This window comes from Bradyrhizobium sp. WSM2254, from assembly GCF_000472645.1.
GTDB classification, from domain to species: domain Bacteria; phylum Pseudomonadota; class Alphaproteobacteria; order Rhizobiales; family Xanthobacteraceae; genus Bradyrhizobium; species Bradyrhizobium niftali.
On the sequence record NZ_AXAB01000001.1, the window covers coordinates 98,511 to 123,273 of the forward strand.

Below are 24,763 nucleotides of genomic sequence, written 5' to 3' on the forward strand. Positions count from 1 at the left end.
GCCTTCGCCGGGACGACACCGAAGGTGGGCGAGAGCCTAACAACTCCCCGCCTTCGCGGGGAATGACAGCAGAGAGCGGGGCGGCATCAAGAGCGATTTGCGAGATTCTTGTCCTGCGCAGAGAAGATTGCGCGGCAAGCCTGATTTGCCTCTCTGCATCAAGCGCTTTTTCCAATCCGCCGCGCATCGCGCCGGCAATCACCGGCTACTGTGCATGGGGTTGTTTTCGCAGTTTTTGTTTTGAGGCATGGCGACCTCACGACGAAGCTATCGGTTCCCGCCAAACAGCCGGTCCATCAGCCAGCCATCGAGTCCTGCGGCGGCTTCCGGCCGCGCATTGGCGCGCGTGGGGGGCGGGCGATAGCCGCCATTGTTCGCCGGTGCGGGTCCGGGCGCGGCCGCCGTCGGCGGCGACACTTGCGATGCCGCCTGCGCGAGGTTCGACAGACCCCAGCCACCCGGCGAACTTGGTAGGTTCGCCACCTGCACGCCCTCGTGCGCGGTGCGCATGAAGCGCGACCAGACTTCCACCGGCAGGCCGCCGCCGGTGGCCTTCTTGGTCGGCGAGTTGTCGTCATTGCCGAGCCAGACGCCGGTGACGAGGTTGGCGGTGTAGCCGATGAACCAGGCGTCGCGGTAATCCTGGCTGGTGCCGGTCTTGCCGGCCGCCGGCCAGCCCGGGATCTCCGCCTTCTTGGCGGTGCCTGATATCAGCGTCTCCCGCATCATCGTGTTCATCATGCCGACATAGCGCGGGTCGATCACCTGGTTGCGCTCGTCCGCCTGGCGCATGTAGAGCAGCTTGCCACTGAGCGTCCTGATCCGCGTGACGACATGCGGCGTCACCGTGAAGCCGCCATTGGCGAACGGCGCATAGGCGCCGACCAGCTCGACGACCGAGACCTCGGAGGTGCCGAGCGCGATCGAGGCGTTGGGCTCCAGCTTGGAGGAGATGCCGAGCCGGTGCGCGGTGCGCACCACGTTCTTCGGCCCGACCTCGAGGCCGAGGCGGATCGCGACCGTGTTAAGCGACATCGCCAGCGCCTGGGTCAGCGTCACCGCCCCGAAATATTCATGGGTGTAGTTCTCAGGTCTCCAGCCCTTGACCTCGATCGGCGCGTCCTGTCGCATGGTATCGGGCGTCAGGCCCTGCTCGAGCGCGGTCAGGTACACGAACGGCTTGAACGAGGAGCCCGGCTGGCGCTTGGCGGTGACCGCGCGGTTGTACTGGCTCTCGGAATAGTTCCGCCCGCCGACCAAGGCGCGCACGGCGCCGTCGGGCGTCATCGCCACCAGCGCGCCCTGGCTGACATTGAACTTCACGCTCTTGGCCGCGAGCTCGTCGATGATGGCGGCTTCCGCCACGCCCTGCAGCTTCGGATCGATCGTGGTCTCGACCTTGATGCTCTCGTCGATCTGGCCGACGAGGTCGTCCAGCACCTCGCCGATCCAGTCGGCGACGTAATTGACCGTGCCGGCACCGACCGGCTTCACGTTGTAGGAGGGATGGCCGATCGAGGCCTGCGCCTGCGCGTCGGTGATGAACTTTGCATCCGCCATCGCCGTGAGCACGATCTGCGCGCGCGCTTCCGCGCCTTCCGGGTTCCGGTTCGGCGCAAGCCGCGAGGGCGATTTGACGAGGCCGGCCAGCATCGCGGCTTCTGCGATGGTCACGTTCTTCGCCGACTTGCCGAAATAGCGCTGCGCGGCGGCCTCGACGCCGTAGGCGCCCGAGCCGAAATAGACGCGGTTGAGATAGAGCTCCAGGATCTCGTTCTTGGAATGCTTGCGCTCCAGCCAGATCGCGAGCTCCGCCTCCTGCAGCTTGCGCTGCATGGTGCGCTCCTGGGTCAGGAACAGGTTCTTCGCGAGCTGCTGCGTCAGCGTCGAGCCGCCCTGCGACACGCCGCGATGGAGCACGTTGGTGACGAGCGCGCGCAGGATGCCGACGGGATCGATGCCGAAATGCGAATAGAAGCGGCGGTCCTCGATGGCGATGAAGGCCTTGGGCAGGTATGGCGGCAGATCCTTCAGCGCGATATTGGCGCCGGCCATCTCGCCGCGCTGCGCCAGCATGCTGCCGTCGATGCCGACGATCTGGATCGTCGGTGGACGCTTGGGAATCTCCAGCGACTGGATCGGCGGCAGATGGGCGCCGACCCAGACCACGACGCCGATCACGGCGATCGCGCCCCACAGGCCCAGCACCGCGCCCCAATAGACCAGGCGGCCAATGCTGGCGCCGATGCGCGACTTCGACCGGCGCTTGGCGCCGCTGCGGCCGGCCGATGCCTTCCGCTCGCGCGGCGGCTCGTCGGTGGAATCCTCAGCTTTGCTCTTGGCGGATGATTTCGTGGACTTCTTCGGCTTGTCCTCGCCGCCCGGGACGCGGTCGGCCGCGGTCAGGCGCAGGTCGGCGAGCGCCGCGGGCAAGCCGAACAGCGGCTCCTTCCGCCCACCCTTTTTCTTTCCCCACGCCATACGCAAACGCCCGGTCAGTCCGCCCCGCCGCACGCTAGCGGTCGCTGTTTAAGGCCCGGTTACCCAGACGTTAACGCGCGATTAGGAGGTGCGGCATTCGCCGGCCGCAGTTCCGCTCATCGGACGGTGAAGCTAGGATCGCCGCCACAAAACAAGAGGGAACACGCGAGGGAGTACCTATGGGCCACATCGATCCGACCAAGGAGATTTTTGCGCAATTCCGGGACAACGACCGCCCGGGCCCGATCCACATGCTCAATCTGGTGCGCTTGCGCAAGGACGCCGCCTATCCGGACGGCCGCAAGGTGAGCGGCGCGGAGGCCTATGCGGCCTATGGCCGCGAGAGCGGCCCGGTGTTCGAACGCCTCGGCGGCCGCATCGTCTGGCAGGGCAGGTTCGAGCTGATGCTGATCGGCCCGCAGGAGGAGCGCTGGGACCACTGCTTCATCGCCGAATACCCAAGCGTCGCCGCCTTCGTCGAGATGATCCGCGATCCCGTCTACCGCGAGGCGGTGAAGCACCGTCAGGCCGCCGTAGAGGATTCGCGGCTGATCCGGCACGCGGTGCTGCCGGTGGGGAAGAATTTTGGGGAGGTGCCGGCGTGAACGCCGTCGGGCGAATCTCTCTCCATCGTCATGGCCGGGCTTGACCCGGCCATCCACGACTTCCTTTGTCGCCCCAAGAACGTGGATGCCCGGGACAAGCCCGGGCATGACGTCGTTGAGGCAGTTGTTTTCAACCACTAACCCGCCGGACCCGCATCCTCCAGGATCGGGCCGAACAGCTCCCAGCGCTCGCCATTGAACTTCATCATCTGAAGCTGCTTGTTGACGCGGTAGTCGGTCGGCGAGGTGTTGGCCTTGATGCCGGGCAAGGCGGTGTCACCGACCACGTCCTTCAGCGACGCGGCCTGCTTCATGACGTTCTCGCGCGTCAGGTTGTCGCCGCACTGCTGCAGCACATGGGCAAGAAGCTGGGCGGTGCCATAGCCATACACGTTGAAGTTCGAATCCTTGTCGCCGTCCGGATAGTACTTCGCCATGAAGTCGAAATATTTCTTCATGCCGGCATCATCCTTCCAGGTCGGATCGAGCGGATCCTTGCCGTAGTTGACGCTGATCACGCCCTTGGCGGCGTCGAGACCGGCGGGCTTCATCACCGCGCCGACCGAGGTGGCGTTGATGTCGACGATCTGCACCGGATGCCAGCCGATCTCGGCGATCTTCTTGATCGCCTGCGCGGCCTGCTTCGGCGTGGTGGCGCTGAAGAACAGGTCGGCGCCGGCATCCTTGATCTTGAGGATCTGCGAATCGATGGTCGGGTCGGAGACCTCGTAGGACGCTTCGGTCACGATCATCTTGGCGGCCTTGTCGCCGAGGCCGGCCTTGATGCCGTTCAGATAGTCCTTGCCGAGGTCGTCGTTCTGAAAGAGCACGCCGATCTTGGCGTTCGGATGCTCCTTCAGGATGTATTGGCCATAGATGCGGCCTTCGACGAAATAGTTCGGGTTGTAGCCCATGGTCCACGGGAAGTTCTTGGGGTCCGTGAACTTCGAGGCGCCGGTGGCCGCGAACAGCTGCGGCACCTTCTTGGAGTTGAGATATTTCTGCACGGCCGCGTTCGAGGGCGTGCCGATGATCTGGAACGTCAGCAGCACCTCGTCGCTCTCGACCAGCTTGCGCACCTGCTCCACTGCTTTCGGCGGCGAATAGGCATCGTCGTATTGAATCAGATTGATCTTGCGGCCGTTGATGCCGCCCTGGTCGTTGATCATCTTGAAATAGGCGGCCTGGGTCTTGCCGATCGACGCATAGGCCGACGCCGGTCCCGAGAACGGCACAGTCTGGCCGACCTTGATCTCGGTGTCGCTGGCGCCCGGATCGTATTTCTTCTGGGCATTGGCCGCAGAGACCGACAGCGCCAGAGTCAGCGCCGTTGCCGTGGCCAGATGCAGCATTCCATTCCTCATTCGCAATTTCCTCAGCTTGTTATTGCCGATGATCGATCCCGTGCGCTCTTGCACACCGGACGTCACCGCTGAGGGCGATAGTGGAGGAGGGGTAACTGCAACGCAAGGTGGGGCGCGCACCGCAGTTCGTAGGGTGGGTTAGCTTGGCGGCTGCGCGAAGCGCAGTCCGCTAGGCGTAACCAACCACTTCTGTCACCGCGGATAGAGCCAGTGATGGGTTACGCCGAGCAGATTCGCTTCGCGCATCTGCTCGGCTAACCCACCCTACGAAACCGTTTGTGTCGCTAGCCTGCCGGGCCGTTGTCCTCGATGATCGGGCCGAACAGCTCCCAGCGCTCGCCGTTGAACTTCATCATCTGCATCTGCTTGTTGACGCGGTAGTCGTTCGGTCCGGTGTTGATCTTGATGCCGGGCAGCGCGAAGCTCGGGGTGAAGTCCTTGATGTTGGCGACCTGCTTCATCACGTTCTCACGCGACAGGTCGTCGCCGCACTGTTTCAGCACCTGCGTCAGCAACTCGGCGACCGAATAAGCATAGGTGTTGACCGTGTTGAGCTTGTCGCCTTCGGGGAAATACTTGTCCATGAAGGCGAAGAAGGCCTTCACGCCCGGATCGTCCTTCCACTGCGGGTCACTCGGCTCCTTGCCGTATTGGGTCGAGATGATGCCCTTGGAAATGTCGAGGCCGGCCGGCTTCAGCGTCGCCGAGATCGGACTCGCATTGATGTCGAGGATGTGCACCGGCGTCCAGCCGAGCTCGGCCACCTTCTTGATGGCCTGCGCCGCGAACTTCGGCGTCGAGGCATCGTAGAAGAGATCGGCGCCGAGCGACTTCAGCTTGACCACCTGCGAATCGACGGTCGGGTCGGTGACCTCGTAGGACACCTCGCCGACGATCATGCCGGCGGCCTTGTCGCCGAGGCCGCTCTTGAGGCCGGCGAGATAGTCGCGGCCCATGTCGTCGTTCTGGTAGAGCACGCCGATCTTGGCGTTGGGGTGATTGGCGAGAATGTACTTGGCGTAGATGCGTCCCTCGGACACGTAGTTGGGATTGTAGGCGATGGTCCAGGGATAGTTCTGCGGATCGTTGAAGCGTGCGGCGCCGGTCGAGGCCAGCAGCTGCGGGATCTTCTTGCTGTTGAGATATTTCTGCACGGCGGCGTTCGCGGCCGTACCGATGATCTGGAAGGTGAACAGCACTTCGTCGCCTTCGACCAGCTTGCGCACCTGCTCGACCGTCTTCGGCGGCGAATAGGCATCGTCGTACTGGATCAAATTGATCTTGCGGCCGTTGATGCCGCCCTGATCGTTGATCATCTTGAAGTAGGCGGCCTGGGTCTTGCCGATATTGGCATAGACGGAATAGGCGCCGGAGAACGGCACGGTCTGGCCGATCTTGATCTCGGTGTCGCTCGCGCCGGTGTCATACTTCTTCTGGGCGAGGGCTTGGCTGGCGGAGAACGCGAAGGCGAGCGCCGCCGTGGCAGTTATGAAGGCTCTGCGATTGCTCATGTTGGGTTGTTCCTCCTGACGGAATTTCCGGCCGACGGTCTTTTTCCGTTGATTGCAACGGTCGCCATCGCTGCCGAGGAGTGTGGAGGAACGTTCGCCGCCGCGCAAGGATCGCGGCGCTGCGCCGTAGCGTCTCAGGCCAGGGATATTAACCAGCAGTCTTAGGCCAGGAACAATGCCACCAGCGCGATGGCCGCCGGCAGCGCCTGCACGATCAGGATGCGCGTGCTGACGGTCGCCGCGCCATAGGCGCCGGCCACGATCACGCAGAGCAGGAAGAACGCCTTGATCTGGAATGCGAAGGCCGGGTTGCCGTGAAGCAAGCCCCAGATCAGGCCGGCGGCGAGGAAGCCGTTATAGAGGCCCTGATTGGCAGCCATCACCTTCGTGATCGCGGCCTTCTCCGGCGTATTGCGAAAGACCTTCAAGCCCTGCGGCTTGTCCCAGAGGAACATCTCCAGGATCAGAAAGTAGGCGTGCAGTGCGGCGACCAGCGCCACCAGTATATTGGCGATCAGGATCAAGTTGAGCTCCCCCAGCGTCAGCTTTCGGGTGGACGGTAGCACGTCCGGCATGGCAATTGCGATGCCTGTTCCGAATTGATGGTGTCGCAATGGCCGGTCGATCAACATCTCCGCCCGAGAGTTTCGGCCTCGATCGCCTGGCAACGCCGATCGGAACCGCTCTGCTCGTCACTGATGCCGAGGGCGCCCTGCGCGCGCTCGACTGGGACGACTACGAGCACCGCATGCGCGAGCTGCTGCGCCTGCATTACGGCGCGGTGGATTTGAGCGAGCGCTCCGCGCCGGCAGCGATGAAGGCCGCGCTGTCGGATTACTTCGCCGGCGATCTCGGAAGGCTTTCAGCCATCGCATGGCGCATCGCCGGCACACCGTTCCAGCAAAAGGTCTGGACCGCGCTTGCCAAGATCCCCGCCGGCACCACGATGAGTTACGGCGCGCTCGCCGCTGGGATCGACATGCCCAAGGCCATTCGCGCCGTCGGCCATGCCAACGGCTCCAACCCGATCAGCGTCGTGCTGCCCTGTCATCGCCTGATCGGCGCCGACGGCTCGCTGGTGAAATACGGCGGTGGGCTGGAGCGCAAGCGCTGGCTGCTGCGGCATGAGGGGGTGGAGGTTTGAAGGCTTAGCGCGCGCAACCTCTCTCTCCTCGTCATTCCGGGGCGCCGCGCAGCGGCGAGCCCGGAATCCATCGCGCCACCGACTCCGCGGATGAATGGATTCCGGGTTCGCGCTACGCGCGCCCCGGAATGACGAGGGGAGAGAGGGGCGCGACCGACCTCACGCCGCCGGTTGAACCGCCTTGTCGGCGGCCATCACATGGGTCAGCGCGCTCTTGATCGCGGACTGCCGGGTCGGCGCGTTGATCTGCGCGCCGAGCAGGTCGGTGACGTAGAACACGTCGCGCGCGCGCTCGCCGAAGGTCGCGACGTGGGCGGAGGCGATGTTGAGGTTGAGCTTCGAGATCGCGGTGGTGAGCTCGTAGAGCAGGCCGGGCCGGTCGAGACCGGACACCTCGATCACGGTGTAGCGGTCGGACCACTGGTTGTTGATGGTCACTTCCGGCTCGATCACGAAGGGCCGCGCCTTGCTGCGCACGGTGCGCCGCGCCACCACCTCGGGCAGGCGCAGCTTGCCTTCGAGCACGTCCTCGATCATCTCGCCGATCCGGGTGGCACGCCGTCCCTCGTCCTCGTCGCGGTCGTATTCCCGGGAGATCGAGATCGTGTCGAGCGCGCGGCCGTCGGTCGTGGTGTAGATCTGGGCGTCGACGATGTTGGCGCCGGCGGAGGCGCAGGCGCCCGCGATGATCGACAGCAGCCAGGGATGGTCGGCGGCGAAGATGGTCAGCTCGGTGACGCCGCGCACTTCGTCGAAGCCGACATTGATCGCGAGCTTGTGGCCGGCCTGCTCGCTGGAGCGGACGAAGCGGGCGTGGCGGATCTTGCGCGGCAGCTCGACCTTGAGCCAGTAGGCCGGGTAGTGCCGGGCGATATAGGCATCGAGCTCGTCCGCCGGCCATTCGGCGAAGGCCATGCGGAATTCGGCATGTGCGGCCACGAGGCGTTTTCCCCGATCGACCTCCGAGAAGCCGCCGGTCAGCACCGGCTCGGTCTCATAATAAAGCGAGCGCAACAGCTGCGCCTTCCAGCCGTTCCAGACGCCGGGACCGACGCCGCGGATGTCGGCGGTGGTGAGGATCGTCAGCAGCTTCATCTGCTCGACCGACTGCACCACGGCGGCGAAATTCTCGATGGTCTTGCGATCCGACAGGTCGCGCGACTGCGCGACCGTGGACATGGTCAGATGCTCCTCGATCAGCCAGGCCACGAGCTCGGTGTCGGCCGCGCTGAAGCCGAGCCGCGGGCACAGCCGCCGCGCGACCTTGGCGCCTGCGATCGAGTGATCCTCCGGCCGGCCCTTGGCGACGTCGTGCAAGAGCGTGGCGATGTAGATCACGGAGCGGTGCTCGGGCCGGGACTTGCGCATCAGGTCGCTCGCCAGCGCGAACTCCTCGATGCCGCCCCGCTCGATGTCCTGGAGGAAGCCGATGCAGCGGATCAGATGCTCGTCGACGGTGTAGTGATGATACATGTTGAACTGCATCATCGAGACGATCTTGCCGAAGGCGCGGATGAAATGGCCGAGCACGCCGGTCTCGTTCATGCGCCGCAGCACGATCTCGGCGTTGTCGGAGGTCAGGATCTCCATGAACAGGCGGTTGGCTTCGGGGTTCTCGCGAAGCTGGGCGTTGATCAGGCCGAGCGAGCGCGTCACGTCGCGCATCGCATCCGGGTGGAAGGCGAGGTTGTTCTTCTGCGCCAGGCGGAAGATGCGGATCAGGTTGACCGGATCGTGCTTGAAGACGTCGGGCGCGGCGACGTTGATGCGGTTGTTGTCGACGATGAAGTCGTCGCTGTCGGGGACGCGTCGCTTGACCGGAGTCGGGCGCAGCCGCGCCATCATTCGGCTCAAGACCGGCGCGGGCTTGGCCTGCTGGTCCTCGAGCTTGGCGCAGAGAATGGCGGTGAGATTGCCGACTTCCTTGGCGACCAGGAAGTAGTGCTTCATGAACCGCTCGACGTCCTGCATGCCGGGATGCGAGGTGTAGCCGAGCCGGATCGCGATCTCGCGCTGGAGGTCGAAGGAGAGGCGCTCCTCGGCGCGGCCGCAGTAGAAATGCAGATTGCAGCGCACCGACCAGAGGAAATCGGCGCAGCGGCGGAAGCTGCGATATTCCTGCGCGTCGAACACGCCGCGCTCGACCAGCTCGTCGGTATCGCGGACGCGGTAGACGTATTTGGCGATCCAGAACAGCGTGTGCAGGTCGCGCAAGGCGCCCTTGCCGTCCTTGACGTTGGGTTCGACCAGGTAGCGCGACTGGCCGCCGCGGCGGTGCCGCTCCTCGCGCTCGGCGAGCTTTGCAGTGACGAATTCGGACGCGGTGCCCTGCACCACTTCCTTGTCGAAGCGTTCGACCAGCTCGTCATAGAGCGGCTGGTCGCCGGTCAGGAAGCGCGTCTCCAGGATCGCGGTGCGGATCGTCATGTCGCCGCGCGCCTGCCGGATCGATTCGTCGACCGAGCGCGTGGCGTGTCCGACCTTCAGCCCCATGTCCCAGAGGCAATAGAGGATCGCCTCGGCGACCTGCTCGCCCCAGGCCGTCTGCTTGTAGGGCAGGATGAAGAGCAGATCGATGTCCGATTCCGGTGCCATCAGGCCGCGGCCATAGCCGCCCGTCGCCACCACCGCCATGCGCTCGGCGCCGCTCGGGATCGGCGAGCGGTAGAGATGGCGGGTCGCCGCCGAATAGAGGATGCGGATGATCTCGTCCTGCACATGGCACAGCCGCTCGGCGCAGCGACGGCCATGGCGGTCCTTCAGCAGGATCGCCTGTGCGGCGGCGCGCGCCGCGATCAGCTCGGCCTTGAGCAATTGCGCCATGGCGGTGCGGAACGCGTCCTCGCGTCCGTGGTGCTTTTCGGCAAGCGCATCGACCGCGGCGGTAATCCGCGCGGTGTCGAAGCGATCGTCCACCTCTTGCTTGTGCTGTGTCGTGACGCTGTCCATGCCTCATCGGATATAAGAGGTGACAGGCGCTGTCACCCGCCATTCGCTGGCAATAGTCGTTCCATGCTTGAAAAGCCCGGCATCGGGCAAAGTTGTTCTCGGGCGACCCGCCTTCAAGGGTGGGATTTTCTCGTTGACCTCTAGATATAACTCATTGAAAAACAATGAAGTTTTTGAGGAGGCCGGGCATGACCAAGGTGACACGACGCATTCTGTTGGCGGCAGCAATGGCGCTCGCCATGACCCCCGCCGCGCGGGCGGCCGATCCGCTCAAGGAAATCCGCATCGACTGGGCGACCTACAACCCGGTGTCGCTGGTCCTGAAGCAGAAGGGGCTGCTGGAGAAGGAGTTCGCCAAGGACGGCATCACCATCACCTGGGTGCAGTCGGCCGGCTCCAACAAGGCGCTCGAATTCCTCAATGCCGGCTCGATCGATTTCGGCTCGACCGCGGGCTCGGCGGCGCTGGTGGCGAAGATCAACGGCAACCCGATCAAGTCGATCTACGTCTATTCGCGTCCCGAATGGACCGCGCTGGTGACGGGCAAGGAGTCCAAGATCGCAAGCGTTGCGGATCTCAAGGGCAAGCGCGTCGCGGTGACGCGCGGCACCGATCCGCACATCTTCCTGGTGCGCGCGCTGCTTGGTGCCGGCCTCACCGAGAAGGACATCACGCCGGTGCTGCTCCAGCACGCCGACGGCAAGACCGCGCTGATCCGCGGCGATGTCGATGCCTGGGCCGGGCTCGATCCGATGATGGCGCAGGCCGAGGTGGAGGAAGGCGCCAAGCTGTTCTACCGCAAGGCCGACGCCAACACCTGGGGCATCCTCAATGTGCGCGAGCAGTTCCTGAAGGACTATCCGGACATCGCCCGCCGCGTGCTCGCAACTTACGAAGAGGCGCGCAAATATTCGTTGGCGAACTACGACGATCTCAAGAAGACCTTCATCGCCGTGACCAAGCTTCCCGAGGCCGTCGTCGACAAGCAGCTCAAGGAACGCACCGAGCTGACGCATAGCCGCACCGGTGCGCCCCAGCGCGAGTCGATCCTCGCCGCGGGCCTGGCGTTGCAGCAGGCAGGCGTCGTCGACGCCAAGGTCGACGTGAAGGCGACGCTGGATGCGCTGATCGACGACCAGGTCCCGCTGCCGACGAATTAGTTTGGCGCGGAAGAGGCACGCGCAAGCAACATACTCCGCCGTCGTCCCGGGGCGCGAAGCGAACCCGGGACCCATAACCACAGGGAGTGGTTTGGCGCGAAAGCGGTAACTCCGAGTCCCCGTAACCACGTCTCCCTGTGGTTATGGGTCCCCGCCTTCGCGGGGACGACGCAAGAAAGCGCGGCAATAGTAGTGTTGCATTCCCTGACCAGACACGCTTCCTACCGGCCATGATCACCGACGCGCCTGCCTTGCAACGATCTTCTGATACGGCCGAGAGCGCCGCCGCGCCCTCGCGCGTCGCGCGTTACGCGCGGCCGGTGCTGGGTGTGCTGTTGCCGCTTGCGCTCGCGCTCGGCTGGGAGCTCGTGGTGTGGTCTGGCTGGTCCAACGGCCGGCTGGTGCCGCCGCCCTCGCGCGTCTTTGTCACCATCGCTGATCTCGCCCGCTCCGGCGAACTCGTCCGTCACATCGCCGCGACGCTGTGGCGCGTCGGCCTCGGCTTCGCGTTCGGCGTCGTCGCCGGCACGGTGCTCGGGGCGATCTCAGGCTATTGGTCGCTGGCGCGCCGGCTGCTCGATCCGACCGTGCAGGCGCTGCGCGCGATACCCTCGCTGGCCTGGGTGCCGCTGTTCATCCTCTGGCTCGGCATCTTCGAGACCTCGAAGATCGCGCTGATCGCGGTCGGCGTGTTCTTCCCGGTCTATCTCGGCGTCATGGGCGCGATCCTCTCGGTCGATCGCAAGATCGTCGAGGTCGGCCGCACCTTCCGCCTGTCCGGCCCGGCGATGATCCGCCGCATCCTGCTGCCCGCAGTGCTGCCGGCCTATGTCGTCTCCTTGCGCGTCGGCCTCGGTCTCGGCTGGATGTTCGTGGTGGCGGCCGAATTGATCGGCGCCTCCGAAGGCCTCGGCTATCTCCTGCTCGACGGCCAGCAGCTCGGCAAGCCCGCGCAGATTCTCGCCGCCATCGTGATCTTCGCCATCCTCGGCAAGCTCACGGACTGGCTGATCGAGGTCGGGTCCGCGCCCTTCCTGCGCTGGCAGGACGCCTTCGGGCGCGCCGGGGGAGCGTAACGCGATGCTGGCGCTCGACCGGGTCGGCAAGACCTATCCCAACGGCGTCGAGGCGCTGGCGCGCTTCTCCGCCGAGATCAGGCAGGGCGAGATCGTCGCCATCATCGGCGGCTCCGGCTGCGGCAAGTCCACGCTGCTGCGCGCCATCGCCGGCCTCGACCGCGCCTCCTCGGGCACGGTAACGCTCGACGACGAGGCGATCAGTTCGCCCCATGCCAAGATCGGCATCATCTTCCAGGAGCCGCGGCTTTTGCCCTGGCTCAGCGTCGCCGACAATATCGGCTTTGGCCTTGCCGATCTGCCCGCGGCCGAGCGGCGCGAGAAGGTGGCGCGCGCGCTCGCGCGCGTCGGGCTCGCCGACAAGGCGCAGGCCTGGCCGCGCGAGCTCTCCGGCGGGCAGGCGCAGCGCGTCGCGATCGCCCGCGCGCTGGTGCCGCAGCCCGAGGTGCTCTTGCTCGACGAGCCGTTCTCCGCGCTCGACGCTTTCACCCGCAGGGATCTCCAGGATCATCTGCTCGATCTCTGGGCCGACACGCGCCCGACCTTGATCCTCGTCACACATGACGTCGACGAGGCCGTGGTGCTGGCCGATCGCGTGCTGGTGATGCGGCCGCGGCCGGGGCGCTTGTTCGACCAGATCGAGATCAATCTCGGGCGGCCGCGCGACCGCAATTCGCCGCTGTTCGAGAACTTCAAGCGAAGTGTGCTGACGTCACTCGACCGTTCGCTCGACCGCAGCGTGCCCGACCGTGACGCAACCCTGGGTCCCGGTCAGGCCATGTGGTGGTGACAATCTCTCCCCAAGCCGGTACATCGAGAGGCGATTTTTCCGGGAGAGAACGAAGATGGACGCTGCCCAACTGCGCCAGATGCAGGCCCCGATCAAGGAACGCTACAAGACCGATCCCAAGACCGCGCTGATCACGTTGAAGGCGAAGGGCTCGACCGACAGCGATGGCATCGCCTGCAAGGTCGAGACCGGCCGCGCCATCGCGCTTGCCGGCCTGCATCCGGCCACCGGCGGCTCCGGCCTCGAACTCTGCTCCGGCGACATGCTGCTCGAGGCGCTGGTCGCCTGCGCCGGCGTCACGCTGAAATCGGTCGCGACCGCGATCGAGGTGCCGCTCAAGACCGGCAACGTCTATGCCGAGGGCGATCTCGATTTCCGCGGCACGCTCGGCGTCGACAAGGAGACGCCGGTCGGCTTCGCCGAGATCCGTCTCCGCTTCGAGGTCGACACGCCGGCGCCGCAGGACAAGCTCGATCTCCTGCTCAAGCTCACCGAGCGCTATTGCGTGGTCTACCAGACCATCAAGAACGGCCCGAAGGTGTCGGTGTCGATGCAGCGGATGTGAGTAGCGAAAGCCGCTACTCCACAGATGGTGTCGTTCCCGCGTAGGCGGGAACCCATAACCCCAGGCCGTCGTGATTTCGGACGGTCGTTGCTCCAGCTCTTAAACCACTACGGCCTGTGGTTATGGATTCCGGGCTCGCGCTTCGCGCGCCCCGGAATGACAGACAGAATGTCCCCCGACCTCCACTTCATCCTCTTCCTCCTCCTGCGCATGGCGATCGCGGCGGCGTTCGTCGTGACGGCCTCGATCATCACCGAGCGATCGGGTCCCGTGATCGGCGCACTGATCGCGACCCTGCCGGTCTCGGCCGGTCCGTCCTACGTCTTTCTTGCCATCGACCATGACGCCGGCTTCATCGCGCAGGGCGCGCTGGCGAGCCTGCCGGTGAATGCGGCGACCATCTTCATGTGCCTCACCTATGTCGTGCTGTCGCAGCGGCACAATCTCACGGTGAGTTGCGGCAGCGCCGTCGCGGTGTGGATCGTGCTGGCCTCGATCATCCGCCAGTTCGACTGGTCGCTCACCGCCGGGCTTGCCGCCAATCTGATCGCATTCGGCATCTGCATTCCGCTGCTTGCAGGCTATCGCCACGCGAAGATGCCGCTGGTGACACGGCGCTGGTACGACGTCCCCATGCGTGCTGCGCTGGTCGCGATCCTCGTCGCCATCGTGGTTTCGACGTCGGGCTGGGTCGGCCCCCGCATCAGCGGTATCATCGCGCTGTATCCGGTGGTGTTCTCCAGTATCATGCTGATCCTGCATCCACGCATCGGCGGTCCACCGACCGCCGCCGTGCTCGCCAACTCCGCCTGGGGCCTGCTCGGATTCGGCATGGCGATCGCGGTGCTGAACGTCGCCGTCACGCAGTTCGGCTTGGCGGTCGGCTTGAGTTGTGCACTCGCCACCTGCATCGGCTGGAACCTGACGCTGTGGCGGATGGGGCGACGGAAAAGGGCGGTGCATTAGCCGCGCCGCGCTTCGCAAGGCGAGGTACGCTACGCCTGGGACCTCAGCCCTGGGTCAGGATAGATAGTTACGGGGGCTGGCTGACCCGCTAAGATAGGAACAGAGCAAGATCGGGCGTGTGATGGAGGGATTGTACAAGGTCGAATACGATATCAACGACGGCTCCGGCCGCAGCGTTCTGTACGCCCATGCCGGGAAAATGCTTGGCGGCAACACGGCCTTCGCCCACTTCGGCACCTACGAGATTGTAGACGGCGAAATCGTCGCCAGGCTCCGGACGAAGCGCCACAGCCGGTCGCTGCAGCACAGGTCGCTGGTCAGTTCCGACGCCGTCACAATCAGCATTCGCGGTCGACAGCAGGGCAAGCTCTGCCGCTTCGAGGGAGAAGTGGTCGAGGACGCCTCGGTGTTTCGCGCCGTGATGACGCCGCTCAGCGACGATGACGTTCCCCCGCCCGGTGCGGTCGGCGAGGGCGGCATCGTCAGCGGACTCTATTCGATCGACATCCGGATGCTGGATGGAATTGCCGGTGGCCATACCGGCGTGATGTTGCTGCGCTACGGCCGCATCCTCGGCGGCGATGCCTTCTTCTATTATCTCGGCGCCTATTCTTCGGCGAACGGGCGCTGGAAAGGCGAATTCGTCAATCAGGAACACACGCCGGCGAAGAGCGAGCATCCCTTGTTCGGTGGCTATGAGGTGGGCATCGGCTTCTCCGGCCACTGCGATGACAAGGGCGCCGAAATGGAAGCGACCGCGCTCGCCGGCAAGCGCAGCATCCGCCTCGCCGCCACCTTGAAGCTGATCGAGCCGTTTGCCGGGGCGGGCCGCTGACGGCCGCGAGCTGTGGTGGAACGGGCGACGGAAGGCGTTGCGTTGATGGGTCAGCATCCTGGACAGTAGTCTCGCGGAAATGCGGGCGCGGGACCGCATCCCGTCATGTCCCGACGTTGCTAAGTATCGATTCGATCGTTGCTAATTCGCGTTTCTCCGCTCCTTCCGCCGGCCATTCTCGGCTCCAGTACTCCGTATTTCTTCTGAGATGGGCCGCCCGATTCCGATAGGTGCATTAATCTAAATTTGGTGCATTCACCGTAAAGATACTTGTCGGCTGTCGCTTCCGCGTTTGGGCGGAAATCGGCATCGAAGTGGGTCCCCTGTACGCGTGAACGAACCCACATAGTTCACAGCTAGTCATACTCGAACGCCCGGTCTGTCCGAGAGCGTCGGCTCGCCTGTCTGAGGCGTGCTGCGCTGCGGCACCATGCGATCCATTCTGGAGATGTTTTGATGTTTGGTCGTAATCCCCAAGGCAATGCCCAGGCGCAGCTCGACGCCATCAGCCGTTCGCAGGCGGTGATCGAGTTCGCGATGGACGGCACCATTCTCACCGCGAATGAAAACTTCCTGAAAGCGCTGGGTTATGGGCTGGAGGAGATCAAGGGCAAGCACCACTCGATGTTCGTGCCGGCCGATCAGCGCGATAGCGCCGCCTACAAGGCGTTCTGGGCCGCGCTGAATAGCGGCCAGTTCCAGGCGACCGAGTTCAAGCGGATCGCAAAGGGCGGCCGCGAGATCTGGATCGAGGCGTCGTACAACCCCGTGCTCGGCGGCGACGGCAAGCCGGTCAAGGTCGTGAAGATCGCGACCGACATCACCGCCAAGAAGATTCGCGCCATGACGGAAGCCTCCAAGGTGTCCGCCATCAGCCGCGCCCAGGCCGTGATCGAGTTCAAGCTCGACGGCACCGTCGTCACGGCCAACGAGAATTTCTGCAAGGCGCTCGGCTATTCGCTGGCCGAGATCGAGGGCAAGCACCACAGCCTGTTCGTGGCTCAGTCCGAGCGTGACGGCGGCGCCTATCGCGAATTCTGGGCCAAGCTCAACCGCGGCGAATACCAGGCCGGCGAGTTCAAGCGCATCGGCAAGGGCGGGCGCGAGGTCTGGATTCTCGCCTCCTACAATCCCCTGCTCGACGAGAACGGCAAGCCGTTCGGCGTCGTCAAGTTCGCAACCGACGTCACCGCGGAGAAGCTGAAGAACGCCGATCTCGCCGGTCAGATCGCGGCGATCGACAAGGCGCAAGCGGTGATCGAGTTCAACATGGACGGCACGATCATCACCGCCAACGGCAATTTCCTCGGCGCGCTCGGCTATTCGCTGGCCGAGATCAAGGGCAAGCATCACGGCATGTTCGTCGAGCCGTCCGAGCGTGATAGCGCGGCCTATCGTGACTTCTGGGCCGCGCTCAACCGCGGCCAGTACCAGGCGGCCGAATACAAGCGCATCGGCAAGGGCGGCAAGGAAGTCTATATCCAGGCGTCCTACAATCCGATCCTCGATCTCAACGGCAAGCCGTTCAAGGTCGTGAAATATGCCACCGACACCACCAAGCAGGTGCTTGTCCGCATGGGCAATGAACGGGTTCGCGGCATGATGGAATCGGTCGCCGCGGGTTCGGAGGAGCTCAATGCCTCGGTGCGGGAAATTTCCGAAGCGATGACCAAGTCGCGCGAAACCGCGTTGAGCGCGGTGGATCAGGTCGCCGCCGCCGACGCCCAGGCTCAGCGCCTCACCGAGGCCGCGCAGGCGATGAGTGGCATCGTCGAGATGATCAACAGCATCACCGGGCAGATCAACCTGCTCGCGCTCAACGCAACGATCGAATCCGCCCGCGCCGGCGAAGCCGGCCGCGGCTTTGCCGTGGTCGCCTCCGAGGTGAAGAGCCTCGCCAACCAGGCCAAGCAGGCGACCGACAAGATCGGCCAGGAGATCGGCAGTCTCAACGGCATCTCCGGCGACGTCGTCAGCGCGCTCGGCTCGATCAAGCAGGCGATCAACAATGTCAGCGAATACGTGACATCGACCGCCGCGGCCGTCGAGGAGCAGAGCACGGTCACGAACGAGATGTCGACCAGCATGCAGCGTGCCGCGGCGGAAGCGGCGGCGATCGCGGCGCGGGCGTAGGCCAAACGTTCGGATGCGTAGGGTGGGTTAGCGCAGCGTAACCCACCAGCTTCTCGCTGCGACAAAAGTATCGTAGCCCGCATGAGCGAAGCGACATGCGGGATCAGGTGTCCCGGATATCGCTTCGCTCATCCGGGCTACGGCTGCGGTGACAGAAGCGGTGGGTTACGCCTTCGGCTAACCCACCCTACGGCACCGTCATTGCTTCGGCAGCGTGGCTTTCAACGCATACAGCGCATCGAGCGCCTCGCGCGGCGACATCTCGTCGGGATGCAACGCCTTCACCGCGTCCATCAGCAGCTCCGCCTCGCTCGGCGGCGCGGCCTCTGCGGCGGCGCGTGAGGGCACGGCGAACAACGGCAGATCGTCGGCGAGGGCCCGCGCGGTCTGGCCGCGGTCCTGCGCCTCGAGCTTCGCCAGCACCGATTTGGCGCGCGTGATCACGGCCGGCGGCAGGCCGGCGAGTTTCGCTACCTGGATGCCGTAGGAGCGGTCGGCCGAGCCCGGCAGCACCTCGTGCAGGAACACGACGTTGCCCTGCCATTCCTTCACCCGCACCGTGGCGTTGAACATTCGCGGCAGCTTGGCCGAGAGCGCGGTCAGCTCGTGATAATGCGTGGCGAACAGCGTGCGGCAGCGGTTGCTCTCGTGCAGATGCTCGATCGCGGCCCAGGCGATCGAGAGACCGTCGAAGGTCGCGGTGCCGCGGCCGATCTCGTCGAGGATGACGAGCGCCCGCTCGCCGGCCTGGTTCAGGATCGCCGCGGTCTCGACCATCTCCACCATGAAGGTGGAACGGCCGCGGGCGAGATCGTCGGCGGCGCCGACGCGCGAGAACAGGCGGTCGATGATGCCGATGCGGGCGCGCGTGGCCGGCACGAAGCTGCCGATCTGCGCGAGCAGGGCGATCAGCGCATTCTGGCGCAGGAAGGTCGACTTGCCGGCCATGTTGGGACCGGTCAGCAGCCAGAGCTGGCCGGACTTTTGCGCAGGGCTTGGCGACAGGTCGCAGGCATTGGCGATGAACGGCTCGCCGTTGCGCTTGAGCGCCTGCTCGACGACGGGATGGCGGCCGGCCTCGATGGCGAAACCGAGCGATGAATCCACCTCCGGCCGCACATAGTTCTCGTCGACGGCGAGCTTCGCCAGCGACGTTGCAACGTCGAGCAGCGCGAAACCCTGCGCCGCGGCTCGCAAGTCGTCGCTGATCTCCAGCGCCTTGGCGCAGAGCCGCTCGAAAATCTCGAGCTCGAGCCCGAGCGCGCGGTCGCCGGCATTGGCGATCTTGGCCTCGATCTCCCCGAGCTCCGACGTCGTGAAGCGCACCTGGCCCGCCAGTGTCTGGCGATGGATGAAGGTGGCGTTGAGCGGCGCCGACATCAGCTTGTCGCCGTGCTGCGCGGTCACCTCGACGAAATAGCCGAGCACGTTGTTGTGGCGGATCTTGAGGCCCTTGACGCCGGTGTCGTCGGCGTAGCGCGCCTGCATCGAGGCGACCACGAGGCGCGAGGCGTCGCGCAGGTTCCGGGCTTCGTCGAGCGCGGGCTCATAGCCCTGGCGAACGAAGCCGCCGTCGCGCTTGATCAGCGGCAGTTGCTCGTCGAGCGCCGTCGCAAACTCGGCCGCGAGCTCGCGCGATGGTCGCGTCAGCGCCGCCATCACCGCTGCGATCTCCTGTGGCGGCTGGTCGAGTTCGCCGAGCCGCGCCAGCACCTGGTCGGCGGCGATGATGCCATCGCGCAGGCCGGCGAGGTCGCGCGGTCCGCCGCGGCCGACCGAGAGACGGGCCAGCGCCCGCGACATGTCGGGCGCGCCGCGCAGGATGCTGCGGATGTCTTCGCGCGCGGCGGAATCGGCAACGAAGGCGCCGACCGCATCGAGCCGCCGCGCGATCGCCGGCGCATCCGTCAGCGGCGCCGCCAGACGCTGCGCCAGCAGGCGCGACCCCGCCGAGGTCACGGTGCAGTCGATCGCATCCAGCAGCGAGCCGCGGCGCTCGCCGGCGAGCGTCCGCGTCAGCTCGAGATTGGCGCGCGTAGCGGGATCGATCGCCATGGTCGCGCCCGAGGCTTCGCGCGCGGGCGGCGACAGCGGCGGGTGCTTGCCGACTTGGGTGCGGTCGACATAGGTGACGGCGGCAGCCGCGGCCGTGGCTTCGAGCCGGGTCAGCTGCGCGAGCCCATCCATGGTCGCGACCGCAAAATAGTCGCACAGCCGCTTCTCGGCGGTGGCGCCGTCGAAGACGTCGCGGGTCAGCGGCGTCACCGCCGGCAGTTCGCGCAGGGTCTGCCCGAGCTCGTTGTCGTTGTAGAGCGCGTCGGTGACGATCGCCTCGTTCGGATTGATCCGCGCCAGCGTCGCGGCGAGCTCGCCGCCCGAACATTCCGTCACCATGAATTCGGCGGTCGAGATGTCGATCCAGGCAAGCCCGAAGCGATCGCCTCCGGAAGACGAGCGGGCGCGCGCGATCGCCAGCAGGTAATTGTTGGCGCGCGCATCGAGCAGCGTGTCCTCGGTCAGCGTGCCCGGCGTGACCAGGCGCACCACGCCGCGGCGCACCACGCTCTTGTTGCCGCGCGCTTTCGCGGCGGCGGGATCCTCGGTCTGCTCACAGACTGCGACCCGGTGGCCGGCCGAGATCAGGCGGTGGAGATAATCCTCGGAGCGTTCGACCGGCACGCCGCACATCGGGATGTCCGCGCCCTGGTGCTTGCCGCGCTTGGTCAGCACGATGCCGAGCGTCTTCGAGGCGATCTCGGCGTCCTCGAAGAACAGCTCGTAGAAGTCGCCCATCCGGTAGAACAGCAGCAGGCCCTGATGCGCCGCCTTTATTTCAAGGTACTGTTCCATCATCGGCGTGACCCGCGCGGCGGCTTCCGCCTGCGGCGCGGGCGTGGGTTCAGGGTCTGGCGCGGGAATGGGCTGTTGCATCGTCATGGGCGGCGCAACCTACAAAATTTCGTCCCGCGCTCCTATCGCTTTGGCCGGGGAGGGGAGGTTTTCCACGTTGTCCGCACTGGGCGAGGAGCTGCCACATTCTCATCGTCATTCCGGGATGCGCCGACAGGCGCAGGCCCGGAATCCATAATCCCGATTGGTGGTTATGGATTCCGGGCTCGCCCTTCGGGCGCCCCGGAATGACGGCTGGGGTTTCACATGCATCACCCGCGAAACCGTCAATTGACCTGCCGCGGGCGCCCTCCTAAAACTCCGCCGACATTGAAGAATTTGGGCCGGATCGCGGCATTCAGGGAGAACAACGATGCGTGACGTCTTTATCTGCGATGCCGTGCGGACCCCGATCGGCCGTTTCGGCGGGTCACTCGCCAAGGTGCGCGCCGACGACCTCGCTGCGGCCCCGATCAAGGCGCTGATGGCCAAGCATCCCAATCTCGATTGGGCACAGGTGGACGAAGTCTTCTTCGGCTGCGCCAACCAGGCCGGCGAGGACAACCGCAACGTCGCGCGCATGGCGCTGCTGCTCGCAGGCCTCCCGGACTCGGTTCCCGGCCAGACCCTGAACCGGCTCTGCGCCTCCGGCCTCGATGCGGTCGGGGCGGCCGGCCGCGCCATCCGCTCCGGCGAGATCGAGCTTGCGATTGCCGGCGGTGTTGAATCCATGACCCGCGCGCCGTTCGTGATGGGCAAGGCGCAGGAAGCTTTCTCTCGCTCGGCCGAGATCTTCGACACCACCATCGGCTGGCGTTTCATCAACCCGTTGCTGAAGGCGCAGTACGGCGTCGATGCGATGCCCGAGACCGGCGAGAACGTCGCCGAGGAGTTCCAGGTCTCGCGCGCCGACCAGGACGCCTTCGCCATCCGCTCGCAGCAGCGCGCGGGCGCCGCGATCGCAGCCGGCTATTTTGCCGAAGAGATCACGCCGATCACCATTCCCGGCGGCAAGGCCGGTCCGATCACGGTCGACAAGGACGAGCATCCGCGCCCCGAGACCACGCTGGAGGGCCTCGCCAAGCTGAAGCCGATCGTGCGCAATCCCGGTACGGTGACCGCCGGCAACGCCTCCGGCGTCAATGACGGTGCCGCCGCGATGATCCTGGCCTCCGAAGCCGCCGTGAAGAAGCACGGCCTGACGCCGCGCGCCCGCATCCTCGGCCTCGCCTCGGCCGGCGTGCCGCCGCGCATCATGGGCATTGGGCCCGTGCCGGCGACCCGCAAGCTGATGGAGCGGCTCGGCAAGAAGATCAGCGATTTCGACCTGATCGAGCTCAACGAGGCCTTCGCCTCGCAGGGCATCGCCTGCATGCGCCAGCTCGGCGTTGCCGACGATGCCGATTTCGTCAATCCGCATGGCGGCGCCATCGCGCTCGGCCATCCCCTCGGCATGAGCGGCGCCCGCCTGGCGCTCACCGCCGTGCACGGCATGGAGAAGCGCGGCGGCAAGCTCGCGCTCGCCACCATGTGCGTCGGCGTCGGTCAGGGCGTTGCCGTGGCGATCGAGAAGCTGAATTGACGGTCCACGCAGTGGACCGTCATCCCGGGGCGGTGCGCTTGCACCGAACCCGGGATCTCGAGATTCCGGGTTCGATGCTTCGCATCGCCCCGGAATGACGAGGGAAGGGACTGTTCCATGATCATCGAGCGCGAGCAGGACGTCACGGCCGCGGCACTGGCGGTGATGGAGCGGACGTCCGATCCGCGGCTTCGCCAGATCATGGTCTCACTGGTCAAGCACCTGCACGCATTCGTGCGCGATATCAGCCTGACCGAGGCGGAGTTCCGCGACGCCACCGCGATCGTGGCCGAGCTCGGCAGGCTGACGACCGACACGCACAACGAAGTCGTGCTGATGGCGGGCTCGCTCGGCGTCTCGCCGCTGGTGTGCCTGCTCAACAATGGCGATCAGGGCAATACGGAAACCGACCAGTCGCTGCTCGGACCGTTCTGGCGGTTGAATTCGCCGCGGGTCGAGAATGGCGGATCGATCGTCCGCTCCGAGACCCCGGGTGCGCCGCTGTTCGTCAGCGGCCGCGTCGTGGACAAGGACGACCGTCCTGTCGCTGGCGCGGAGGTCGATGTCTGGCACGCCTCGCCGGTCGGCCTCTACGAGAACCAGGACCCCGAGCAGGCGGACATGAACCTGCGCGGCAAGTTCACGACCGACCAGGACGGACGCTTCGCCTTCCGTTCGGTGATGATGGTGGGCTATCCCATTCCGACCAATGGTGTGGTCGGCCGCCTGCTGAAGGCGCAGAGCCGGCACCCCTATCGCCCCGCGCATCTGCACGCCCTGATCTTCAAGCCCGGATTCAAGGTGCTGATCTCGCAGGTCTACGACCCCGCCGACCCGCATATCGACAGCGACGTGCAGTTCGGGGTGACGCAGGCGCTGATCGGCAAGTTCCTGCGCCACGATACGCCGCATCCGGCCGCGCCCGACGTCGCGACGCCCTGGTATTCGCTCGACCACACCTACCGGCTCGAGGCCGGTGAAGCCGTGCTGCCGCGTCCGCCGATCAAATAGGGCGCGTCTGTGCCATGCGCTGGCCCAGAGAGGCTGCCAAACTCGCTTCCCACAATTAGTTATATCCTATAATGATTGGCGGAAGCGTTGACCGGCCGGACTAAAATGGCCGGGGAGGAGTTCGCCAATGACATTCATCTATCCCGTCGACAGCAACAAGGCGCATCCGCTGCCGCTGTCGCCCGAGTATAAAAGCTCGGTCAAGCGTGCCCCGAACAAGCCCTTGATCCCGATGCGCCACACGCTGTCGGAATTGACCGGCCCGGTCTACGGCCACGAAACCGTGCGCGAGGGCGACAACGATCTCACCACCCAGCACAGCGGCGAGCCGATCGGCGAGCGCATCATCGTGCACGGCCATGTGCTCGACGAGGACGGCCGCGGCGTGCCGAACTCTCTGGTCGAGATCTGGCAGGCCAATTCCTGCGGCCGCTACGTCCATGTCCGCGACCAGCATCCGGCGCCGCTCGATCCGAACTTCACCGGCGCAGGCCGCACCCAGAGCGATGCCGCCGGCTACTACCGCTTCGTCACCATCAAGCCCGGCGCCTATCCCTGGGGCAATCACCACAACGCCTGGCGTCCCGCGCACATCCATCTCTCGGTGTTCGGTCACTCCTTCGTCACGCGGCTGGTGACGCAGATGTACTTTCCGGCCGATCCGCTGTTCCCGTTCGATCCGATCTTCAATTCGGTGCCGGACGAGAAGGCACGCGCGCGGATGGTCTCGTCGTTCGATCTCGAGAACACCCAGCCCGAATGGGCGCTGTGCTACCGCTTCAACATCGTGCTGCGCGGCAAGAACGCCACGCCAATGGAGAACCATTAAGTGCAGGACAACGTGAAGGACAACGGGATCACGCCATCGCAGACGGTCGGTCCGTTCTTCAAATACGGGCTGACGCCGACCGGTGACTATGCGTGGAACGACGCGTTCACCAACTCGACGCTGACGCCCGACGTCACGGGCGATCGTGTCCGCATCGAGGGCCGCGTGTTCGACGGCGACGGCGTCGCCGTGCCGGATTGCATGCTGGAGATCTGGCAGGCGGATGCCCAAGGCCGCTTCTCCGATCCGCAGGACAAGCGCGCGCTGCCGAATGCCAGCTTCCGCGGCTTCGCCCGCTGCGGTACCGACAAGGACGGCAATTATGCCTTCGACACCGTCAAGCCGGGCGCGGTGCCCGATCCCGACGGCAAGCCGCAGGCGCCGCATATCCTCCTTGCGGTGTTCGGCCGCGGCATGCTGCGGCATCTCTACACCCGGATCTATTTCAGCGACGAGGCCGGCAACGTCGCCGATCCCGTGCTGGCGCTGGTGCCCGTCGAGCGCCGCGCCACGCTGATCGCGACGCGCGAGGCCGGCAAGGCCGTCTATCGCCTCGACCTGCGTTTGCAGGGCGACGACGAGACGGTGTTCTTCGACGTCTGAAGCCAAAGCGTGCCGGCGATATCGACAGCCGGCACGCGTTTCTCATCCAGCGCAACCGAGCTGGCTGCTGCGCTGCATCGGGCCTGAGTCGTTTCACTTCGCTCTCTTCGCGCCGTGAGTCGGTCTCGCCGCCTCAAAACCGGCCGTTCGACGTTCAATTCCCGTAATTTTCCGGTGTCCGCGGGATACAATTTCCGCGCGAAGCAATCCCGTGTTTACCGCAATTGTTTAGGGTCCATTCGGATTTCGACCAGCGGCATTGGATTGTTC

19 protein-coding genes are annotated in these 24,763 nt (G+C 65.3%); 13 read left to right on the top strand and 6 right to left on the bottom strand.

The annotated features are described in order from the left end of the window. Window positions 1–267 precede the first annotated feature (267 nt). On the bottom strand, window positions 268–2,481 hold the full coding sequence (locus A3M7_RS0100475; RefSeq protein ID WP_027542139.1) for a transglycosylase domain-containing protein: 2,214 nt from the start codon (window positions 2,479–2,481) through the stop codon (window positions 268–270). A gap of 179 nt (window positions 2,482–2,660) precedes the next feature. Here A3M7_RS0100475 and A3M7_RS0100480 point away from each other — a divergent pair, with 179 nt between their 5' ends. Continuing rightward, window positions 2,661–3,086, top strand: coding sequence for a DUF1330 domain-containing protein (locus A3M7_RS0100480; RefSeq protein ID WP_027542140.1), 426 nt, complete (start codon window positions 2,661–2,663; stop codon window positions 3,084–3,086). Between the two features lie 137 nt (window positions 3,087–3,223). Here A3M7_RS0100480 and A3M7_RS0100490 read toward each other — a convergent pair whose 3' ends face one another. The 3 genes from A3M7_RS0100490 to A3M7_RS0100500 all read right to left on the bottom strand — a co-directional run bounded on the left by A3M7_RS0100490 (window position 3,224) and on the right by A3M7_RS0100500 (window position 6,536). Next, on the bottom strand, window positions 3,224–4,450 hold the full coding sequence (locus A3M7_RS0100490; protein ID WP_027542141.1) for an ABC transporter substrate-binding protein: 1,227 nt from the start codon (window positions 4,448–4,450) through the stop codon (window positions 3,224–3,226). A gap of 284 nt (window positions 4,451–4,734) precedes the next feature. Continuing rightward, the gene (locus A3M7_RS0100495; protein ID WP_027542142.1) at window positions 4,735–5,961 is read right to left on the bottom strand and encodes an ABC transporter substrate-binding protein; all 1,227 of its coding nucleotides are present in this window, start codon (window positions 5,959–5,961) and stop codon (window positions 4,735–4,737) included. 161 nt (window positions 5,962–6,122) lie between these two features. Further along, window positions 6,123–6,536 carry a DUF1304 domain-containing protein gene (locus tag A3M7_RS0100500; RefSeq protein ID WP_049823155.1) on the bottom strand — a complete coding sequence of 138 codons (414 nt, stop codon included), beginning with the start codon at window positions 6,534–6,536 and terminating at the stop codon, window positions 6,123–6,125. Between the two features lie 38 nt (window positions 6,537–6,574). Here A3M7_RS0100500 and A3M7_RS0100505 point away from each other — a divergent pair, with 38 nt between their 5' ends. After that, on the top strand, window positions 6,575–7,105 hold the full coding sequence (locus tag A3M7_RS0100505; RefSeq protein ID WP_027542144.1) for a methylated-DNA--[protein]-cysteine S-methyltransferase: 531 nt from the start codon (window positions 6,575–6,577) through the stop codon (window positions 7,103–7,105). Window positions 7,106–7,264: 159 nt separating this feature from the next. Here the strand turns inward: A3M7_RS0100505 and A3M7_RS0100510 are convergent, their stop codons facing one another. Next, complete coding sequence (locus A3M7_RS0100510) at window positions 7,265–10,054, bottom strand: [protein-PII] uridylyltransferase (protein ID WP_027542145.1); 2,790 nt, start codon at window positions 10,052–10,054, stop codon at window positions 7,265–7,267. 188 nt (window positions 10,055–10,242) lie between these two features. Here A3M7_RS0100510 and A3M7_RS0100515 point away from each other — a divergent pair, with 188 nt between their 5' ends. From A3M7_RS0100515 to A3M7_RS0100545, 7 genes are all read left to right on the top strand, one after another. After that, complete coding sequence (locus tag A3M7_RS0100515; RefSeq protein ID WP_027542146.1) at window positions 10,243–11,214, top strand: aliphatic sulfonate ABC transporter substrate-binding protein; 972 nt, start codon at window positions 10,243–10,245, stop codon at window positions 11,212–11,214. A gap of 230 nt (window positions 11,215–11,444) precedes the next feature. Then, entirely contained in the window at window positions 11,445–12,290 is an 846-nt protein-coding gene (locus A3M7_RS0100520) for an ABC transporter permease (RefSeq protein ID WP_027542147.1), read from the top strand. Between the two features lie 4 nt (window positions 12,291–12,294). Further along, window positions 12,295–13,080: an ABC transporter ATP-binding protein gene (locus A3M7_RS0100525; protein WP_027542148.1), complete on the top strand. Its 786-nt coding sequence runs from the start codon at window positions 12,295–12,297 to the stop codon at window positions 13,078–13,080. Window positions 13,081–13,135: 55 nt separating this feature from the next. Further along, window positions 13,136–13,645 (top strand): OsmC family protein, encoded by a 510-nt coding sequence (locus A3M7_RS0100530; protein WP_027542149.1) that lies wholly within the window; start codon window positions 13,136–13,138, stop codon window positions 13,643–13,645. 168 nt (window positions 13,646–13,813) lie between these two features. Beyond that, complete coding sequence (locus tag A3M7_RS0100535) at window positions 13,814–14,611, top strand: hypothetical protein (protein ID WP_027542150.1); 798 nt, start codon at window positions 13,814–13,816, stop codon at window positions 14,609–14,611. Between the two features lie 121 nt (window positions 14,612–14,732). Then, a complete protein-coding gene (locus tag A3M7_RS0100540) occupies window positions 14,733–15,446 on the top strand; it encodes a GrlR family regulatory protein (protein WP_305728051.1) in 714 nt (237 codons plus the stop codon). 456 nt (window positions 15,447–15,902) lie between these two features. Further along, complete coding sequence (locus tag A3M7_RS0100545; protein WP_027542152.1) at window positions 15,903–17,579, top strand: PAS domain-containing methyl-accepting chemotaxis protein; 1,677 nt, start codon at window positions 15,903–15,905, stop codon at window positions 17,577–17,579. A 198-nt stretch (window positions 17,580–17,777) separates the two neighbouring features. On the opposite strand, the gene mutS is transcribed toward A3M7_RS0100545, so the two are convergent. Beyond that, a complete protein-coding gene (gene mutS, locus A3M7_RS0100550; RefSeq protein ID WP_027542153.1) occupies window positions 17,778–20,516 on the bottom strand; it encodes a DNA mismatch repair protein MutS in 2,739 nt (912 codons plus the stop codon). A 325-nt stretch (window positions 20,517–20,841) separates the two neighbouring features. Between mutS and pcaF the strand changes: the two genes are divergently transcribed. From pcaF to pcaG, 4 genes are all read left to right on the top strand, one after another. Further along, window positions 20,842–22,050: a 3-oxoadipyl-CoA thiolase gene (gene pcaF / locus A3M7_RS0100555; RefSeq protein WP_027542154.1), complete on the top strand. Its 1,209-nt coding sequence runs from the start codon at window positions 20,842–20,844 to the stop codon at window positions 22,048–22,050. A gap of 117 nt (window positions 22,051–22,167) precedes the next feature. Continuing rightward, window positions 22,168–23,061: a dioxygenase gene (locus tag A3M7_RS0100560; RefSeq protein WP_027542155.1), complete on the top strand. Its 894-nt coding sequence runs from the start codon at window positions 22,168–22,170 to the stop codon at window positions 23,059–23,061. A gap of 127 nt (window positions 23,062–23,188) precedes the next feature. Next, window positions 23,189–23,890 (top strand): protocatechuate 3,4-dioxygenase subunit beta, encoded by a 702-nt coding sequence (pcaH, locus tag A3M7_RS0100565; RefSeq protein WP_027542156.1) that lies wholly within the window; start codon window positions 23,189–23,191, stop codon window positions 23,888–23,890. Then, window positions 23,891–24,493 carry a protocatechuate 3,4-dioxygenase subunit alpha gene (gene pcaG / locus A3M7_RS0100570; protein WP_084301446.1) on the top strand — a complete coding sequence of 201 codons (603 nt, stop codon included), beginning with the start codon at window positions 23,891–23,893 and terminating at the stop codon, window positions 24,491–24,493. The last annotated feature ends 270 nt before the right edge of the window (window positions 24,494–24,763 follow it).

What these genes read in the sequence shown, in the direction of transcription:
- A3M7_RS0100475 (WP_027542139.1), bottom strand. Translation starts at nt 2,481, where the DNA reads ATGGCGTGGGGAAAGAAAAAGGGTGGGCGGAAGGAGCCGCTGTTCGGC.
- A3M7_RS0100480 (WP_027542140.1), top strand. Translation starts at nt 2,661, where the DNA reads ATGGGCCACATCGATCCGACCAAGGAGATTTTTGCGCAATTCCGGGAC.
- A3M7_RS0100490 (WP_027542141.1), bottom strand. Translation starts at nt 4,450, where the DNA reads ATGAGGAATGGAATGCTGCATCTGGCCACGGCAACGGCGCTGACTCTG.
- A3M7_RS0100495 (WP_027542142.1), bottom strand. Translation starts at nt 5,961, where the DNA reads ATGAGCAATCGCAGAGCCTTCATAACTGCCACGGCGGCGCTCGCCTTC.
- A3M7_RS0100500 (WP_049823155.1), bottom strand. Translation starts at nt 6,536, where the DNA reads ATGCCGGACGTGCTACCGTCCACCCGAAAGCTGACGCTGGGGGAGCTC.
- A3M7_RS0100505 (WP_027542144.1), top strand. Translation starts at nt 6,575, where the DNA reads ATGGCCGGTCGATCAACATCTCCGCCCGAGAGTTTCGGCCTCGATCGC.
- A3M7_RS0100510 (WP_027542145.1), bottom strand. Translation starts at nt 10,054, where the DNA reads ATGGACAGCGTCACGACACAGCACAAGCAAGAGGTGGACGATCGCTTC.
- A3M7_RS0100515 (WP_027542146.1), top strand. Translation starts at nt 10,243, where the DNA reads ATGACCAAGGTGACACGACGCATTCTGTTGGCGGCAGCAATGGCGCTC.
- A3M7_RS0100520 (WP_027542147.1), top strand. Translation starts at nt 11,445, where the DNA reads ATGATCACCGACGCGCCTGCCTTGCAACGATCTTCTGATACGGCCGAG.
- A3M7_RS0100525 (WP_027542148.1), top strand. Translation starts at nt 12,295, where the DNA reads ATGCTGGCGCTCGACCGGGTCGGCAAGACCTATCCCAACGGCGTCGAG.
- A3M7_RS0100530 (WP_027542149.1), top strand. Translation starts at nt 13,136, where the DNA reads ATGGACGCTGCCCAACTGCGCCAGATGCAGGCCCCGATCAAGGAACGC.
- A3M7_RS0100535 (WP_027542150.1), top strand. Translation starts at nt 13,814, where the DNA reads ATGTCCCCCGACCTCCACTTCATCCTCTTCCTCCTCCTGCGCATGGCG.
- A3M7_RS0100540 (WP_305728051.1), top strand. Translation starts at nt 14,733, where the DNA reads ATGGAGGGATTGTACAAGGTCGAATACGATATCAACGACGGCTCCGGC.
- A3M7_RS0100545 (WP_027542152.1), top strand. Translation starts at nt 15,903, where the DNA reads ATGTTTGGTCGTAATCCCCAAGGCAATGCCCAGGCGCAGCTCGACGCC.
- mutS (WP_027542153.1), bottom strand. Translation starts at nt 20,516, where the DNA reads ATGACGATGCAACAGCCCATTCCCGCGCCAGACCCTGAACCCACGCCC.
- pcaF (WP_027542154.1), top strand. Translation starts at nt 20,842, where the DNA reads ATGCGTGACGTCTTTATCTGCGATGCCGTGCGGACCCCGATCGGCCGT.
- A3M7_RS0100560 (WP_027542155.1), top strand. Translation starts at nt 22,168, where the DNA reads ATGATCATCGAGCGCGAGCAGGACGTCACGGCCGCGGCACTGGCGGTG.
- pcaH (WP_027542156.1), top strand. Translation starts at nt 23,189, where the DNA reads ATGACATTCATCTATCCCGTCGACAGCAACAAGGCGCATCCGCTGCCG.